This is a genomic window from Pseudomonas sp. GW822-FHT02E03 (assembly GCF_058802325.1).
In genome coordinates this window covers 1-17408 of record NZ_JBXAOA010000067.1, presented here as the reverse complement: position 1 = coordinate 17408, position 17408 = coordinate 1, and the positions used below count along the sequence as shown (strand labels likewise).

Sequence of the window (17408 nt, the reverse complement as noted above, 5' to 3'; positions counted from 1 at the left end):
TTTTCAAAGTTTCGCTTGGAAATCTTTAACAACTTCAACCACTTGCGCTTCCGATCTCTCGTTAGCGGGAGGCGAATAGTACAGCATTTTATTTCGTGGTCAACCACCTGTTGCGATTAATTTTTCCCTTAACGAAACCTCTCAAGGTGAGTACTGATTTCTGCCTCTATTAAGCAGCCCTGCTTTACTCATCGACACACCCAGATGTGGACAGGGTGAAACCAGCATGCGTCCGTTACAGTTCCTATGGCACATGTATTCGCGAGGCGATCATCTGTTACAGATTCAGGCATAAGCCATTGGCCATCAGACAATCCTCACCACTAGCTGCGTTATCATCGCCCGCCTCTCTGCACCAAGAGTCTTGAACCCGGATGTCCGTATCTTTGCCATTGCCCGCCGATCACTCCCTATTGCCACCGGTCCTCGTCGGTCCGCTGTTACGGCGCCTGGAACCCACGCGGCTGGTACTGTGGTTGGTAGGGTCGCGTGCGCTGCCGCTGACGCTGCGCCTGCAAGGAGTCGACATCAGTCTCGATGCGGGACAACGCACGGTTATCCCGGTCGGTACTCATGCCTTCATTCATTTGATAGATGTGCCACTGGATGCCGCCCTGCCCTGCGACACGTTGATCGAGTACGACCTGCTGATCACCGACGCGGATGGCACTCAGTCGGGCATTCTCGAATGGGCGCCTCATCTGCTATATGGCGAGGCGCAATGTCCGAATTTCGTGTTGCGCTCGCGGATCGATCAATTGCTGCATGGCTCCTGCCGTAAACCTCACCATCCGGCGGCTGATGGTTTGCTGTGCGTCGATCGATTGCTGGAGTCAGAGCCGGAGGCTTGCAAGCGCCCCGCGCTATTAATGATGAGCGGCGATCAGGTATATGCAGATGATGTCGCGGGGCCGATGTTGCGGGCAATTCATGCCTTGATCCAGCGCCTGGGGCTGTTCGGCGAACACCTCGACGGTGCAGTGGTCAGCGACAGCGCCAAACTCTACGAGCATCCTGCCAGTTACTACCATCGTGCGGATTTGTTACCGGCGCTTGAGAGCAACGAAACCCTGCGCGAACGATTTTTCGGTGGAGCGCGTAAGCCGATCTTTACCAGTAGCAGCGCCGACAACCATTTGGTGACCTTCGCCGAGGTCATGGCCATGTACCTATTAGTATGGTCGCCAACGTCCTGGACACTGATCGCGCCGCAACCACCGGCACTGACGCCCGAACGGCGCAAGCGTTATGCCCTGGAGCAGACGCGCATCGATGAATTCAAGAAAGGACTGGGTGGTGTGGGGCGGGCGATGGCGCACCTGCCGTGCCTGATGATTTTCGACGACCACGACATTACCGATGACTGGAATCTTTCCGCGCAATGGGAGGAAACGGCCTACGGCCATCCGTTCTCCAAGCGCATCATCGGCAACGCGCTGCTCGCTTATATGCTGTGCCAAGGCTGGGGCAACAACCCGGACGCGTTTGGCTGCATGCTGGAAAAAACCCGCCTATTGAGTGCCTCGGGGCAAGTTCCTTACCTGGACAGCGATGTCCAGGATAGCTTGATCGACGAGCTGCTGACCTTTCAGAAGTGGCATTACGTGCTGCCCACTCGCCCTGCGGTGGTGGTGCTCGACACTCGCACTCGGCGCTGGCGCAGCGAAATGACGCTCAAGCAACCGTCCGGTCTGCTGGATTGGGAAGCGCTCAGCGAGCTGCAGCAGGAATTGCTCGATCACCCCTCGGCGATCATCGTTTCGCCGGCGCCGATTTTCGGCGTCAAATTGATCGAGACCGTGCAACGAGTGTTTAGCTGGTGCGGTTATCCACTGTTGGTGGACGCCGAAAACTGGATGGCCCATCGCGGCGCCGCCCAGGTAATCCTGAACATTTTCCGACACTCCCGCACTCCCGGTAACTACGTGGTGCTGTCCGGTGATGTGCATTATTCCTTCGTCTACGAAGTATTGATCCGACACCGCAAGGCTGGCCCACGAATCTGGCAGATCACCAGCAGCGGTATCAAAAACGAGTTTCCGCCAGCGCTGCTCGAATGGTTCGACCGCCTCAACCGCTGGCTCTACTCGCCCCGTTCGCCGCTGAACTGGCTGACCAAGCGCCGGCGCATGCGCATTGTTCCGCACATCCCCGAACACGCCGAAGCCGGCGAGCGGCTTTGGAACTCAGCAGGAATCGGCCAAGTGTTCTTCAATGAAAAAGGCCAGCCGCAGGATATTTATCAATTCAATGCGGATGGATCGCCGAAGACGCGGATGATTGCGCCTGAAACTTCCGAAGCGGCTGACTGACTTTGCCCGAGTTGCCATGAGCAATCATTACCCGCACACCATGAACCTCACCCGAACCCTGATCATCGGCAATTCCGGCTCGGGCAAGAGTTGGCTGGCCAAACGACTAGCCGAGCACTTGCAAGTACCCTGGATCGATCTCGACCTGATTCACTGGGTATCCGATGAACACAGTATCGCTCGTCCCCGCGCCGAAGCATTGGGAATGGCGCGGGTGGCGGCGAGTGGAGAGCGCTGGGTTATCGAGGGTGTTTACGACTGGATGATCAGTGAACTTGTGGAGCAGGCGACAGCGTTGATCTGGCTGTGTCTGGAAGATGAAGACTGCGTCAACCATATTCGCCAGCGAGAGGCGAAGCGCGATGAGCATGACGAGTTACTGATAGCGTTACTGGAATGGGCCGGCAGCTACCGTACTCGCCAAGGGTCCAGTGAATTTGCCACGCATCAGCGCTTGTTCGAAGGGTTTAGCGGTTCGAAACTTCAACTGATGAATCGGGATGAAGTCACGGCTTTCGTCAGCACAGTGCAACAAATCGACCGATTGCTCCTGATTCCACTGACGCAGACACCGATTCTGTAGGAGCCGCCGAAGGCTGCTCCTACAGAGAGAATGCGTACATCCAATAGAAGTCAGGCTGCGCTCACCGCCCGACCAACTCCTCTGACAATCATCTCCACTTCCCGCTCATCAATCGTCAGCGGTGGCAACAGGCGAATGGTCTTGCCCCGTGTCACGTTGATCAGCAGTCCATGATCGCGGGCTGCAATCAGGGTCAGGTCGCGAATCGGTTGTTTGAGTTCAATGCCGATCATCAAACCTTGGCCGCGAATCGCCAGAACGTTGGGATCATCGGCCAATTCGATGCGCAATCTGGCGAGCAAGCGTTCGCCCTGCAGTCTGGCGTTTTCCAGCAGCCCTTGCTCTTCAATGATTTCCAGCACGGTGCATCCCACTCGGCATGCCAGCGGGTTGCCGCCGAACGTGCTGCCGTGGCTGCCGGGGGTAAACAAGTCGGCGGCTTTTCCCCGGGCCAGACAGGCCCCGATAGGAATGCCGTTACCAAGGCCTTTGGCCAGCGTCATGACGTCCGGGACAATCCCTTCGTGCTGGAACGCAAACCACTGGCCGGTGCGACCGATGCCGGTCTGGATTTCGTCGAGCATCAGCAGCCAGGCGCGCCGGTTGCACAGTTCGCGTACCGCTTTGAGATATCCGGGCGGTGCCACTTGCACACCGCTTTCGCCCTGAACCGGCTCCATCAGAATCGCCACGATGCGTGGACCGTGGGCTTGTTGGACCGCCTCCAGCGCAGCGAGGTCGCCGAATGGCACTTTAATGAAGTCCCCCGGTAATTCGTTAAACCCCAGACGCACCGCCGGGCCGTCACTGGCGGACAGGGTGCCAAGCGTACGGCCGTGAAAGGCGTTTTCCATGACCACCACCAGCGGCTGCTCGATGCCTTTGTGCCAGCCGTAAAGCCGCGCGAGTTTCAGCGCGGTTTCGTTGGCTTCGGCGCCAGAGTTGTTGAAGAACGCCCGATCCATGCCGGAAAGCCGAACCAGTTTCCGCGCCAGCCGCTGTTGCCAGTCGATGCTGTACAGGTTGGAGGTGTGCAACAACAGCCCGGCCTGTTCGCTGATGGCTGCCACGATTCGCGGATGGGAATGGCCGACGTTGGTCACCGCTACGCCCGCCACCGCGTCCAGATATTCGCGACCGGCCTGATCCCACAAGCGCGTGCCCAGGCCTTTGCTGAAACTCAGGGCCAAGGGTTGATAAGTGCTCATCAGGCAGGCGGCGGTCATGACATCAAACTCCATTAATAGTCGGTGTTTTTGCAGTATGGTTAGCCACCTGAGCTGGATAAACACTGCAACACTTCAATCATTTTAAAGCTGGGCTTGATAATGGATTTGTTCCAGGCAATGACCGTTTACGTAAGAGTGGTGGAAGCCGGCAGCATGACCGCCGCCGCTTTGCAGTGCGAAATGTCCACGACCATGGTCGGCTATCATCTTCGGGCCCTGGAGCAACGTCTGGGTGTGCGCCTGCTTAACCGTACGACACGACGCCAGCGGCTGACGGAATTCGGCACGGCGTACTATCAACGTTGCCTTGAGGTATTGGGGCTGGTGGCCGATTCCGAACGGCTGGCCGAACAGACCCTCGACGAGCCGAGCGGCACCCTGCGCATCACCGCACCGCTGACCTTCGGCACCGAACGGCTGGCGCCGGCCTTGAGCGAATTCGCCTTGCGCTGCCCGCAGGTCAAACTCGACGTCGTGTTGACCAACCAGCGCCTGGATCTGCTCGACAACGGTTTCGATGTGGCGATTCGCTTGGGCACTACCGAGATGTCCAACATGATCGCCCGCCCGCTCATCGACTACACGATGACCCTGTGCGCATCGAAGGACTATCTGGCGCGCCGGGGCACTCCTGAAAAACCCACCGACCTGCAAAACCATGACTGCCTGGCCTTCGCCTACCCGGCCGGAGACGACTGGCACTCGGTAGCCAAACAATGGCGCCTGAGAGGACCTGAAGGCGAAGTCATGGTGGCAGTCAGCGGGCCGATGCTGATCAACAGTTCGGCGGGGCTGCACCAAGCGGCGCGCACCGGTATGGGCATCGTGATGGTGCCCGATGCCTTGGTGGAGCAGGACCTTCAGGACGGAAAACTGGTGGCCTTGATGCAGGACTACCAACTGCCGAGTCGGCCGATGAACCTGGTGTACGCCCAGGACCGCTACCGTTTGCCGAAATTGCGCAGCTTCGTCGATTTTGCGCTGCAGAGGTGGGGCAAGCAGTAGCGGGCGCTCTCATATAGTTTCCCCGCCGCGCTGGGGAAACTAATTGAGAACGCCCCTCTAGCAGGGGCAATACCCCATGAACTAATCTCCCCGACTGGCGAGTCACGTTGATATCAGTTCGGCAGGGAGACCGATGATGGGTGAGGCATCGAATATCGAGCCGTTGAAGTTCAATCTGTCAGATTTTAACGAAGACATGCTGCACACCATTCTGGAACTGGTCAGCGATGGCATCTGGGACTGGAACGCCAACACCGGGTTCGTCTACCGCAACCCCGGGTGGTACGAGATGCTCGGTTATCCACCTCATTCCCTGGATAACACTGTGCTGACCTGGGAAAACGTGATCCACCCCGACGATTACTCGCGGGTCATGGCGCTGTTTGATGACTACCTGAATCAGCGCGCACCCGGTTATCAAACCGAGTATCGCTGCCGCATGCGCGATGGCACTTACACCTGGATCGAAGATCGCGGCTATGTGCTGGCACGTAATGCCGACGGCTCGGTGGCACGAATGGTCGGCGCGCACCGCAGTATCGAAGACAAGAAACGCCTGTTCGAAGAAATGGAACGGCGCAATCAATCCCTCGAAGCCATCGTCGAAGAACGCACCCGTGAGTTGTCTCGGGTCAATGAGCAGTTGCAGATTCAACTCGAAGAGAATCGCAAACTGGCGGAAACCGACGTACTGACCTCCATCGCCAATCGCTATCGCCTGGAAAAGGCCCTGCCCCAGGAATGCGACCGCGCCCAACGCTTTCGCCAACCCCTGTCGCTGATCGCCATGGACATCGATGACTTCAAAAACATCAACGATCACTACGGCCACGCCCTGGGTGATGCGGCGTTGGTGCAGGTGATCGAGAGCGTGAAGCACTGCGTGCGCGAAGGCGATCTGTTGGCACGGTGGGGCGGTGACGAATTCATCATGATCCTGCCCAATACCTTGTTGGCCGACGCCAGGGCACTCGCTGAAAAAATCCGTCACAGCCTGTCGAGCTTGCTGCCGGTCGGGGACTATCAAGTCACCATGAGTTTTGGCGTGGTGCAACGCTTTGAAGAAGAGCAACAGACAGGGTTGCTGGCCAGGGCCGATCAGGCGCTGTATCGGTCGAAGATTGCGGGCAAGAATGTGATTTCGGGGTGAGCTTGCCTACATGCCTGCCTTCACCAACACCGGCTTCTCCTGATACCGATCCGGATACAACTGTTTCAACTGCGCCACCTTCGGCAGGTCATTGATCACGATGTAGGGATACGTCGGATGTTCGGTCAGGAAGTCCTGATGTTCTTCCTCGGCCGGGTAGAAACCGTTGTAGGTTTCCAGTTTGGTGACGATGGGTTTGTTGAACGAATGGGCAGCGTCTAGCTGGGCGATGTAAGCCTGGGCGACGCGTTGCTGTTCGGCGCTTTTCGGGAATAGCGCCGACCGATACTGAGTACCGCGGTCCGGCCCCTGGCGGTTGAGTTCGGTGGGGTTATGGGCCACCGAGAAATAGATCTGCAACAGGCTGCCATAACTGACTTGAGCCGGATCGTAGGTGACTTCGACGGCCTCCGCATGACCGGTATCGCCATTGCTGACCCGCTCGTACTGAGCGGTGTCGGCTGTGCCACCCGCGTAACCGGAGACAGCGTTCTTCACCCCTTTGACGTGTTGAAATACCCCTTGAACGCCCCAGAAGCAACCGCCGGCAAAAATTGCCGTTTCACTGCGGGCTTCAGTGTTCTCGTCGAGTGTTGGTGGCGCAATGATGACCGCCTCTTCGGCGCCTGCGAAAGAAAACGCGGCGCACTGACCGATAAAACTGGCTGCGGCCAATCCCAGTAGGGTGCGACGCCAGTTAAATAGGGTTTTCATGGCTTGTCTCCTGAATGAATGGGGCTATCAACCAAACGGTTATCAACCAAAGGTGAATGCATACGCCGACACACCCGGATCGAGAAACTCAATGCTGAATGTCCGGTCCTTTACGCCTGCGGTCTGGCGTACCAGTTGATACAACCGCTGCTCGATGACGCTGCCGCTGCCATCGGGTGCCACGTCGACACCGTGAGAATTACCTGGGGGCTTGCCGTCAATCAGTACTTTGAAACGCACCGGTTTGCCATCAGCACCGGGGCCCAATACCAGATGCAGATCGCGAGCGTGGAAGCGGTAGACGATTCGACTGGCCGATGCGTTCGAAACGGCCCGCTCCGGACCGACCGTCCATTGGCCCTCCAGGCTCCAGTTATTGAGGGCCAGTCGGGACGGCGGGCTATAGGCCGTCATCTTGTCTGGTGCCAGATCGGTTTGAGCAACGAAATGCTCCGCCCGTCGGTAGCCGATATAGGTTTCCGGCGATCGCACTTCACTCATGTCCGGGGCGAGCTGGACGCCCTCGGCACGAGCATTGATCAGCCCGTCCGCAACCTTCTCGGCGCCCGCCTCATGCAGTAGTTGTTGAATCACTCGCTCCGATTCGGCGTATTTGCCCTCGCCAAAGTGGTGATAACGAATGCGCCCCTGAGCATCGGCAAAATAGTGGGCAGGCCAGTATTGGTTGTTGAAAGCACGCCAGACCTTGTAGTCGTTATCGATTGCCACCGGATAAGTGATGCCCAGGTCTTTCATGGCTTTGGTGACGTTGCCTACATCACGTTCGAAGGCAAACTCGGGCGTATGGACGCCGATCACCACCAAGCCCTGATCACGATACTTCGCGGCCCAGGCCTTCACGTACGGCAGGGTGCGCAGGCAGTTGATGCAGGAGTAAGTCCAGAAATCCACCAGCACGACCTTGCCCTTCAAGGCCTGGGCGGTGAGAGGTGGAGAGTTGAGCCATTGCACAGCGCCGTCCAGCGATGGAAGGTTGCCTTCAATCGGCAGTTCGCCCGGTATCTTGGCGGTCATTTTCATACTGCCGACGGATTGATCGCCGCCCCGTGGAATCTGCGACATCATCGCCCCACTGCCGGTCGGCAACTTACCGGCCAGCCGATTTACCAGCGCCTGCTCGATATCGCCGGTGGATGCCGTCGAGACCCGCGCCAGAATCCCGGTATCCAGCCCCAAGGCGATCGCCACTACACCCGCCAGCATCGCGCCTCCCAAGCCTCGACGCAGCCACTCGCCTGCGCCTATCGAGCGCTTCATCGCGGCGAAGACTTTACCGCCCAGCAGCAATGCCGCGGCGAGAGAGGTGGCGGCGCCGGCCGCGTAAGCCAGTAGCAACAAGGTGGTGGCGATGTTTGCCCCTTGCAGCGCCGCGCCAGTCAACAGCAGGCCCAGAATCGGCCCGGCGCAGGGCGCCCAAAGCAGGCCCGTGGCGACACCGATCAGCAACGAAGCGCCGGGGCGCGGCCGGGTATCGAGAGCCGCGGCTTCCGACAGCCGACCGCCGGCCGCCACCAATGGTCGCGTCAGGCGCTCGGCCAACCGAGGCAGCAACAGCGTCAGCCCAAACAGTGCAACGAACAGCAACGCGAGCCAGCGACCGTATTGATTGACTTGCACCACCCAACCGCCGCCCACCGCCGCCAATGAGGCGACGAGCGCGAAGGTCAGCGCCATCCCCGCCAGCAGCGGCAAGCCACTCTTGATAAACGGCTGTCCGGTGCGAGCGAAGACAAAGGGCAATACCGGCAGAATGCACGGGCTGACGATCGTCAGCACACCACCGAGATAAGCGAGGACCAGAAGCCACATAACGTTGACCTGCGTGAAGTGAGTGGAAGGAAGTGCCCATGGATTACGCCTGTGGCTTGAAAGTCAGCGCCAGACCATTCATGCAGTAACGCAGACCGGTGGGCTTTGGCCCGTCCTCGAAGACATGGCCCAAGTGACCGCCGCAACGACGGCAATGAACCTCTTCGCGCAGCACGCCGAAGGAGCGGTCCTGACGAGTGGCCACCGCGTTGTCCAGTGGCGCCCAGAAGCTCGGCCATCCAGTGCGGCTGTCGAACTTGGTGTCGGAAGAAAACAACGGCAGATCACAACCGGCGCAGGCAAAAACGCCTTTACGGTGCTCGTTGTTCAGCGGACTGCTGTAGGCCCGTTCGGTGCCCTCTTCGCGCAGGATTTCGTACTGCTCGGCGCTGAGCTTGGCGCGCCATTCGCTATCGCTGTGGGTCACCTCGAAAACCTCCTCCGCGCGGGCCTCATCAATCAGCGAGACGCTTGCGGAAAATTTTGGCAATACACCGACCACCAGGGCTGCAGCCCCCAGCCCGCCGCTCGCTACAAGAAACTGTCGCCGTGAAAACATGGGCCTTCTCCAAAATTCCAGATGCCTTGCATGGAACACAGCCTAGGCTTGAGTTGATCGCCAAATCCTCACGAGGAGTTAAACAATTCGTGATAACTCAGCCTCAGGAAAAGCCGCACAATGTTGTTCATTGCATCACGAGGGATTGAGCTCCATGGAACCGACCAAACGCGTCCTGGTGGTCGAGGACGACCTGCCTATCGCCGACCTTATCTGCCTGCATCTTCGCGATGAGCAGTTCGAGGTGGTGCACTGCGCCGATGGCGATGAGGGCATGCGACTGCTGCAGCAAGGAAGCTGGGACGCACTGATTCTCGACCTGATGCTGCCCGGCGTCGACGGCCTGGAAATCTGCCGCCGCGCCCGGGCCATGACTCGCTACACACCGATCATCATCACCAGTGCGCGCTCCAGCGAAGTCCATCGGATTCTGGGGCTGGAACTCGGTGCCGACGACTACCTGGCCAAACCCTTTTCCATGCTCGAGCTGGTGGCACGGGTCAAGGCATTGCTGCGACGGGTCGACGCCATGGCCCGCAACCTGAAAATGGATGCTGGCAGCCTGATCAGCGATGGCCTGTCCATCGACCCGATCACACGTGAAGTCTCCCTCGATGGCCGTCGTCTTGACCTCACGCCGCGAGAGTTCGACCTGCTGTACTTCTTCGTCCGCCAGCCCGGCAAGGTTTTCTCGCGCATGGACCTGCTCAACGCGGTGTGGGGCTACAGCCACGAAGGCTACGAGCACACGGTCAACACCCACATCAACCGCCTGCGAGCCAAGATCGAGGCCGATCCGGCGCAACCGGCGCGCATCCTCACCGTGTGGGGTCGTGGTTACAAATTCGCGACGAGCGGAGAACAGCCATGAGGTTGACCCTGACCCAACGCCTGTCCCTGGTGTTCGCCGTGCTGTTGCTGGTGTGCTGCGGCACCTCGGCATGGATGCAGGTGCGCTCCAACCAGATGCATGAACTGGAAGTAGTGCAGGGGTTGTCGCGGGATCTGGCGCAACACATCGCCCACGACACCGTGCTGATGGACCGCAATGGCCCGATGCCCAATGCCGTGCGCGAATTGTTCAGCCAGCTGATGCTGGTCAACCCCAGTGTCGAGGTCTATCTGCTGGACACCGGGGGGCGAATTGTCGGCAGCGCCGCGCCCGAGGGTCGAATACGCCGAGAGCAAGTCGACCTGGCGCCAATCCTGCGTTTGCTCAAAGGCGAAGCCCTGCCGATTCTCGGCGACGATCCGCGCAGCATTGATGGCAGCAAGGTTTTCAGCGCTGCGCCGTTGCGGGTCAATGGTCAGCCGGCCGGTTATCTTTATGTAGTGTTGCTCAGTGAAGAACACGATCGCTTCGCCGAACGCGGCGCCACCAGCGCGGCGCTCAATACAGCGTTGTTGTCCATTGGGCTGGTGGCGTTGCTGTGCCTGATTGCCGGCCTCACCGCATTTGGCCTGATCACCCGGCCATTGCGCCGCCTGACCGAAAAAGTCAGTCAGTTCGATATCAACGGCGTGCCGTCGGCGGCGCCCTCCTTGCCCGAGCCAGAGCCGGTAGAGAAAGCCGCCAGCCACGATGAAATTGCCATCCTCGACGCCGCCTTCCGGCAGATGCAAGCGCGCCTCGGAGAACAATGGTGCTCGCTGACCCGCCAGGAGCAGGAACGTCGCGAACTGGTGGCGAACATCTCCCACGACCTGCGCACACCGCTGGCCTCACTGCACGGTTACCTGGAAACTTTGTCGCTCAAAGACGCCACATTGTCCCCCGCCGATCGCCGTCGTTATCTGGGGATCGCCCTGGATCAAAGCCGCAAGGTCGGTGGCCTGGCGCAATCGCTGCTGGAACTGGTGCGGCTGGAGCACGGTTTCGTGCAACCGGTGCTGGAGCGCTTTTCGCTGACCGATCTGGTGCAGGACATCTTTCAGAAATTCGAACTCAGCGCCGAAGCGCGCCAGATCGAACTCAAGGCCACCTTCGCCCCCAACGTCTCGGCAGCCTGCGCAGATCTTGGGTTGATCGAGCGGGTGCTGACCAACCTGTTCGACAATGCGCTGCGCCATACGCCCCAAGGTGGAGAAATCGAACTCAGCCTTCGCCCTCAAGGGTCTTTCATCGAAGTCACCGTCAGCGATACCGGCCCGGGAATCGCTCCCGAACTGCGCGAAGGTCTGTTCCTGCGCCCGTTCAACATTGGCGGCGCACGGCGCGATGGCGGATTGGGGCTGCGGATCGTGCACCGGATCCTGCAATTGCACGGTCGAGAGATCCATCTGATAGATATTCCCGGACGCGGCGCGACCTTTCGCTTCTCGTTACCGGTGGATGAGCAGACCGCCGAGCACTGGGCCGTTCGGTCGACGAATCCGAACGCAATGAGGAAATAGTCGACAGCTTTGGCCATAGCAACGGCTATTATCCAGGTCCTCATTTTTCGGCAAGGAACGCTGCGCAATGCTCATCACCCTGCAAAACACCCCGCTGTGGGTTTACGTGATTTTTTTGGTGTTGTGTTACTTCGGGGTCAAAGCGCTTTATCCGACCCATGAAAGCAAATCCGCATTACTTGTCACTCCGCCGGCCTTGCTGGCATGGTCCCTGTTTTCATTGGACCTCACGCTGAACCCTCAGCTCTCGGTGGGTTGCTGGTTGGTCACGTTTCTGCTGGGCAGCCTCTCGGCGCTGGTGTTTTTTTCACGCAAGGGCGTGGAACTGGATGATCCGGAAACCGGGTTGATCATGCCTGGCAGTTGGAAGACGCTGGTGCTCTACCAGCTGTTTTTTGCCGTAAACTTTTACTTCGGTTATCAGGACGACGTGCATCCAGAACAGGCCGCTACGCTTGAGGTGTTGCTGTTCAAGGCTTCAGCGTCGGGGTTTGTCTATGGATTGATCTGCGGACGGTCGCTGAAACTTTATCGGCTGTTGCTGGAGCTTCAGGCGCAACGCCCCAAAATGGCTGCCAGTTAAAAATCCCTCGCCAAAAATGCTGACCAGCCACCTGTTCATCCGTGACAACGCAGCCTCGGTCCAATAGATTAGGCGGCCTGAAAAGGCTTCGTGCTTTCTCGCCTCAATCCAAGTTAAAAGAAGTAGTGAAATTTCAATGTCCGATTCCAATACCGCTGAATCCGTAGTCACCTTGTCGTCCAAAGCGGAATACGAAAACTCCATCAATCTTTCACAACACGTGCCTCAGGCCAAGACCATCAGCGAGATGGTTCTGGACGCTTTTCAATCCACCCGGGAAAGCGACCAGATCCGCGAACTGCGCGCCGCGATTCGCCAGGCTCATGACAGCTTCGACGACGACAAAGCCTACGAATTGATGGGTGAACTCAAGCAACTGAAAGATGCCGAAGCGGCCGACATTGCTGCCCTGGAAGACCTGAGCAGCAAGTTCCCGATCAGTCGCATTCTGTCCAGCTTCAAGGACGACCCGGCGTTCCAGGAAATCGTCTACGGCCTGGCGCTGAAGGTACTGAACCAGACTCACCAGGCCATCAGCAACCCGAGCAGCGGCAAAAGCAAAGCGGCTCGCGCCAAGAAAGACGTCGAAGTGTTCACCATCAGCAAGGACGGCATCAGCGTCACCCTGCCCCTGCGCACCCCGCGCTCGCGCCTGAACGTTGACCGAGAAGCGCTGGAATTCCTGGGCTTCACTTTCGTCGGCGAAGGCGATGAAGCCGAGCTGGAAAGCGAAACGTTCCTGGACAATGCCGGGGCCGAACAAGCGGTCAACCGCAAGAACATCATCACCGCGCTTCAGCAGCAAACCGCGTTCGACGGCTACAGCATCGCCGCGCAGTAACGCTATACGCTGCACACAAAAATCCCCGCCATCAGAGCGGGGATTTTTATTGTCTGTTCGCCTATTAACTTTTTTCTGATACATCGCGGCGCAGCCTTCGCGAGCAAGCCCGCTCCCACATTAGCTCGGCATCGAGCACAAAAATTGTGGCAATGTCGATCCGTGTGGGAGCGGGCTTGCTCGCGAAAGTGGCGACGCGGTCTATCAGGACAACCCAATAAAAAAGGCCCGCATCATCACTGCAGGCCTTTTTCCTATCTGTCATCACTTACGGCTTGTGCGCCCGGGACAGGAACTCGTGTGACTGCATTTCCAGCAAGCGGCTAAGCGTGCGCTGGAACTCGAAGTTCAGGCGACCGCCGGTGTAGAGGTCTTTGAGCTCGACTTCGGCAGAAATGATCAGCTTCACGTTGCGGTCGTAGAACTCGTCGACCATGTTGATAAAGCGTCGGGCGATGTCGTCGGTGGTGACGCTCATCTGTTCGACATCGCTGAGCAACACGGCGTGGAAGATTTTCCCCAGTTCGATGTAATCGTTCTGACTGCGTGGGCCGTCGCAGAGTTCGCGGAAGTCGAACCAGGCCACGTCATCGCAAGTGCGCACGGCACGGATTTCACGGTTCTCGATCACCAATACGTCGTTCTCGATGGCTGCCGTGCATTCCGGCGTCAAGGCCCGGAAACTCTTGCGCAGGCTTTCCTGGGCGGCTTCATCCAGCGGAAAGTGGAACAGTTCCGCTTGCTCGAGGTGACGCAGACGGTAATCGACGCCGCTGTCGACGTTGACGATTTCGGTGTTCTGCTTGATCAGCGCAATGGCCGGCAGGAAACGCGCACGCTGCAGGCCGTCCTTGTACAGGCCGTCGGGCACGATGTTCGAGGTCGCGACCAGGGTCACGCCATTCTTGAACAACTCTTCCATCAACGTGCCAAGAATCATCGCGTCGGTGATGTCGGAGACGAAGAACTCATCGAAACAAATCACTCGCGACTCGTCGGAGAAGCGCTTGGCGATGATGGTCAGCGGGTTTTTCTCACCGCCCAGGGTCTTCATCTCTTCATGCACGCGCTTCATGAAGCGGTGGAAGTGAGTGCGAGTCTTTTCCTTGAACGGCAGCGCTTCGAAGAAGGTGTCGACCAGGTAAGTCTTGCCGCGACCCACGCCGCCCCAGAAGTACAGGCCCTTGACCGGTACCTGGTCTTTCTTGCCAAACAGTTTGCCGAGCAGGCCCGGTTTGTTCTGCGAGGCCGCGACCAGATCGTCGTACAGGCGCTGCAAATGGCGCACGGCAGTTTCCTGGGCGGCGTCATGGAAGAATTCCGGGCGTTTCAGATCAGCTTGATATCGTTCTAGGGGCGTCATAATTCGTTAGCAAGGCAACAAAAACGGGCCGTCACTGTAGCGACGGCCCGTGGGAATGGCAATCGGCCCTTGGTCGGACCGAGCCGTTGATTATTCCTGAACCGGTGTCAGGGCAACGCGCAAAGCACCGATGGCAGCATCGCGAGCAGCGCTGTCGGCGAAGGCCGGGCTGTCGGCAACGCACTCGCCTTCCAGCCAGACGCTGAAGCTCAGGTCTTCACTGCGCACGTCCAAGGCTTGACCGGATTGCAGTTGCTTGGTCACTTGCCCTGCGGTTTTACCGTCGGAGAAGTTGCGCGACAGCAGCAGTTGCTCGCCATCGGCCGCCAGCAGACGGAAGCGGAAACTGCCGTCGTCTTCACGGAAGCTGACGAAGCGCGCGGCTTTCGCGGCTTTCTTCTTGGTGGTCGCTGCGACTTGGGTCTGAGCGACGAAAGAACGCAGGCCGACCGCCTCACGCAGTTCGTGAAGAAACGGCGTCGCAACCGAGCGGGCCTTTTTGGCGCCGATCTGCAGCATGTCTTCCAGATCCGCCGGGCGTTCGATCAACTGGTGATAACGCTCGCGAGACTCGCCCAATTCGCTGTCGAGCAGCTGGAACAGACGATTCTTTGCCTCGCCCCAACCTAGGCCCTGGAGCAATTCGCTGCGGAATTCGTCGGATTGTGCCGGCGTAGCGAAAGCCTGGAACAAGGTGAACAGGTGTGAGTTGTCCGGATCCTTGGCTTCGCCCGGGGCACGGGAGTCGGTGACGATCCGCGAAATCGCGTCTTTCATCTCTTTGGCGCTGCTGAACAACGGAATGGTGTTGTCGTAGCTCTTCGACATCTTGCGACCGTCGAGGCCCGGCAAGGTGGCGACGCTCTCCTCGATCAGCGCTTCGGGCATGGTGAAGAATTCTTTGCCTTGGCCGAACAAGTGATTGAAGCGCTGGCCGATGTCCCGAGCCATTTCCACGTGCTGGATCTGGTCACGGCCGACCGGCACCTTGTGGGCGTTGAACATCAGAATGTCCGCAGCCATCAACACCGGGTAGCTGTACAAGCCCATGGTGATGCCCGCGTCCGGGTCTTCGCCGGTCTCGACGTTCTTGTCCACCGAGGCCTTGTAGGCATGGGCGCGGTTGAGCAGGCCCTTGGCGGCAACACAGGTCAGCAGCCAGGTCAGTTCAGGGATTTCCGGGATGTCGGACTGGCGATAGAACGTCACGCGGTCCACGTCCAGGCCACCGGCCAGCCAGGTCGCGGCGATTTCCAGACGCGAGCGCTGGATGCGCAGCGGGTCATCGCATTTGATCAGGGCGTGGTAGTCGGCCAGGAAGTAGAACGAATCGGCATTGCTGTCACGGCTGGCGATGATCGCCGGACGGATAGCGCCAGCGTAGTTGCCCAGGTGCGGCGTGCCGGTGGTGGTGATGCCGGTGAGGATACGGGTACGAGTCGTCATGGGTAGTCGCTTGTCAGACTGCAATCAATTCGAAAGACGCGGCAGGATCAGATCCTTGAGATCGGTCAGCTTGCCATGAAAAAAGTGTCCGCATTCTGCCACTTTCAGCAGCTCATGGGGGCGATCGAGTGCGTCGGACCAGTCGTAAACGAGCTGCGGATCGATGACTTCGTCGGTTTCCGGCTGGATCAGGGTCAATGTACCTTGTTGCGGCAGTTGATCCTGATCGCCCAAGCGCATGACAGCGGGCGCGACCATGAACAAATGCTTGAGTTGCTCGCCCTTGGCTTCCAGGCGTCCGCCGAGACTTGCTGCAACAAATCCGCCGAAGGAGAAACCGAACAGGGTCAGGGGCAAGTCAGGATGTTTGGCCCGCAGCCATTCGGCCACCGCCTGGGCATCGTCGACTTCGCCAGTGCCCATGTCGTGCGCGCCTTCACTGGCACCGACGCCACGGTAATTGAACCGCAAGGTAATCAAACCGGCGTCGCGCGCGGTGCGCTGCAAGGTCGAGACGACTTTGTTGAGCATGGTGCCGCCCTGCACCGGGTTCGGGTGGCAAATCAGCGCCAGGCCGCGTGGTTGCTCGTTGTTAGCCAAATACAGGGCTTCCAGTTGGCCGACCGGGCCATCAATCACTACAGGGGTTTCGCGCATAAGCAAGGAAGGAACTCCGTGACCTCGAATCGGGTCGACTCGTCTAGCCAATTGTCTGTGCCAATTCTATTGCGAGTGAATCGCGGTATACAGCGCAGGTTTGAGCCGTTAACGTAAAGCAAAGCCGTTTATAGAGGAAGGACTCGTGGAACACTCGCTCTTAGTTTGGTTGTTGCCGACTCTTGCCCTGGTTGTGGGTGTCGCCATTGGATTCCTGATCGCTCGCCTGGTGCCGAATGCCGCGCCGAGCAGCACGCAACGTCAGCTGGATGACATTCAGGAACGTTTTGACAGTTATCAGAACGAAGTGGTCACCCACTTCAACAGCACTGCAAACCTGGTCAAGAAACTGACTGCGAGCTATCAGGAAGTGCAGGATCATCTCGCCGAGGGCGCCAACCGTCTGGCCCTGGACGAGCAGACTCGCCAACGCTTGCTGGCTGCCTTGCACGCCGACGCGGCGCAGGCTCCACGGGAACGCCTGACGCCACCGCGCGATCAGGAACCGCCTCGCGACTACGCCCCCAAAGCCCCAAACGCGCCGGGCATGCTTGACGAGCATTACGGCCTGAAGAAATAATCAGGTTTCGCGCGACACAAAAAGCCCTCGGACAAGCGATTGTTCGAGGGCTTTTTTGTTTCTGATTTGATGGTCTGTACCGGCCCCATCGCGAGCAGGCTCGCTTGTATGGTAGGACTTGAAGGGAGGAGGAGGGACAAGGCTCGATTCTGACTGTTGACG

General features: G+C 58.8%; 16 protein-coding genes. 9 read left to right on the top strand and 7 right to left on the bottom strand.

All coding sequences use genetic code 11. The features are described 5' to 3' along the window. Window positions 1–374: 374 nt before the first annotated feature. Window positions 375–2312: an alkaline phosphatase D family protein gene (locus AC1RQB_RS26900; protein WP_063342576.1), complete on the top strand. Its 1938-nt coding sequence runs from the start codon at window positions 375–377 to the stop codon at window positions 2310–2312. 16 nt (window positions 2313–2328) lie between these two features. Continuing rightward, complete coding sequence (locus tag AC1RQB_RS26895) at window positions 2329–2895, top strand: P-loop NTPase family protein (protein ID WP_063342575.1); 567 nt, start codon at window positions 2329–2331, stop codon at window positions 2893–2895. 50 nt (window positions 2896–2945) lie between these two features. Here the strand turns inward: AC1RQB_RS26895 and AC1RQB_RS26890 are convergent, their stop codons facing one another. Then, window positions 2946–4121 carry an aspartate aminotransferase family protein gene (locus AC1RQB_RS26890; protein WP_063342574.1) on the bottom strand — a complete coding sequence of 392 codons (1176 nt, stop codon included), beginning with the start codon at window positions 4119–4121 and terminating at the stop codon, window positions 2946–2948. A gap of 102 nt (window positions 4122–4223) precedes the next feature. On the opposite strand from AC1RQB_RS26890, the gene AC1RQB_RS26885 reads away from it, so the two are divergent. Beyond that, window positions 4224–5129: a LysR family transcriptional regulator gene (locus AC1RQB_RS26885; RefSeq protein WP_063342573.1), complete on the top strand. Its 906-nt coding sequence runs from the start codon at window positions 4224–4226 to the stop codon at window positions 5127–5129. 136 nt (window positions 5130–5265) lie between these two features. After that, on the top strand, window positions 5266–6279 hold the full coding sequence (locus tag AC1RQB_RS26880) for a sensor domain-containing diguanylate cyclase (RefSeq protein WP_063342572.1): 1014 nt from the start codon (window positions 5266–5268) through the stop codon (window positions 6277–6279). Between the two features lie 6 nt (window positions 6280–6285). Here the strand turns inward: AC1RQB_RS26880 and msrA are convergent, their stop codons facing one another. Genes msrA through msrB form a run of 3 tightly spaced genes read right to left on the bottom strand, consistent with a single transcriptional unit; the run spans window position 6286 to window position 9382 of the window. Continuing rightward, entirely contained in the window at window positions 6286–6993 is a 708-nt protein-coding gene (msrA, locus tag AC1RQB_RS26875; protein ID WP_063342571.1) for a peptide-methionine (S)-S-oxide reductase MsrA, read from the bottom strand. A 42-nt stretch (window positions 6994–7035) separates the two neighbouring features. Next, window positions 7036–8823 (bottom strand): cytochrome c biogenesis protein DipZ, encoded by a 1788-nt coding sequence (locus tag AC1RQB_RS26870; RefSeq protein ID WP_063342570.1) that lies wholly within the window; start codon window positions 8821–8823, stop codon window positions 7036–7038. A gap of 43 nt (window positions 8824–8866) precedes the next feature. Further along, the gene (msrB, locus tag AC1RQB_RS26865; RefSeq protein WP_063342569.1) at window positions 8867–9382 is read right to left on the bottom strand and encodes a peptide-methionine (R)-S-oxide reductase MsrB; all 516 of its coding nucleotides are present in this window, start codon (window positions 9380–9382) and stop codon (window positions 8867–8869) included. A gap of 154 nt (window positions 9383–9536) precedes the next feature. Between msrB and AC1RQB_RS26860 the strand changes: the two genes are divergently transcribed. The 4 genes from AC1RQB_RS26860 (at window position 9537) to AC1RQB_RS26845 (ending at window position 13200) form a co-directional block, all read left to right on the top strand. Next, on the top strand, window positions 9537–10253 hold the full coding sequence (locus AC1RQB_RS26860; RefSeq protein WP_063342568.1) for a response regulator transcription factor: 717 nt from the start codon (window positions 9537–9539) through the stop codon (window positions 10251–10253). Continuing rightward, window positions 10250–11776: a sensor histidine kinase gene (locus tag AC1RQB_RS26855; protein ID WP_207267400.1), complete on the top strand. Its 1527-nt coding sequence runs from the start codon at window positions 10250–10252 to the stop codon at window positions 11774–11776. Before AC1RQB_RS26860 ends, AC1RQB_RS26855 begins: the two co-directional genes overlap by 4 nt. 67 nt (window positions 11777–11843) lie before the next feature. Beyond that, entirely contained in the window at window positions 11844–12359 is a 516-nt protein-coding gene (locus tag AC1RQB_RS26850; protein WP_063342567.1) for a DUF6622 family protein, read from the top strand. A 136-nt stretch (window positions 12360–12495) separates the two neighbouring features. Next, window positions 12496–13200 (top strand): hypothetical protein, encoded by a 705-nt coding sequence (locus tag AC1RQB_RS26845; RefSeq protein WP_008070431.1) that lies wholly within the window; start codon window positions 12496–12498, stop codon window positions 13198–13200. Between the two features lie 268 nt (window positions 13201–13468). Here the strand turns inward: AC1RQB_RS26845 and zapE are convergent, their stop codons facing one another. The 3 genes from zapE to AC1RQB_RS26830 all read right to left on the bottom strand — a co-directional run bounded on the left by zapE (window position 13469) and on the right by AC1RQB_RS26830 (window position 16666). Continuing rightward, window positions 13469–14563 (bottom strand): cell division protein ZapE, encoded by a 1095-nt coding sequence (gene zapE, locus AC1RQB_RS26840; protein ID WP_008072122.1) that lies wholly within the window; start codon window positions 14561–14563, stop codon window positions 13469–13471. Window positions 14564–14653: 90 nt separating this feature from the next. Then, entirely contained in the window at window positions 14654–16009 is a 1356-nt protein-coding gene (locus tag AC1RQB_RS26835; protein ID WP_063342565.1) for a tryptophan--tRNA ligase, read from the bottom strand. 24 nt (window positions 16010–16033) lie between these two features. After that, on the bottom strand, window positions 16034–16666 hold the full coding sequence (locus AC1RQB_RS26830; RefSeq protein ID WP_063342564.1) for an alpha/beta hydrolase: 633 nt from the start codon (window positions 16664–16666) through the stop codon (window positions 16034–16036). 145 nt (window positions 16667–16811) lie between these two features. Between AC1RQB_RS26830 and AC1RQB_RS26825 the strand changes: the two genes are divergently transcribed. Beyond that, the gene (locus AC1RQB_RS26825; RefSeq protein WP_007905278.1) at window positions 16812–17246 is read left to right on the top strand and encodes a Z-ring associated ZapG family protein; all 435 of its coding nucleotides are present in this window, start codon (window positions 16812–16814) and stop codon (window positions 17244–17246) included. Window positions 17247–17408 lie beyond the last annotated feature (162 nt).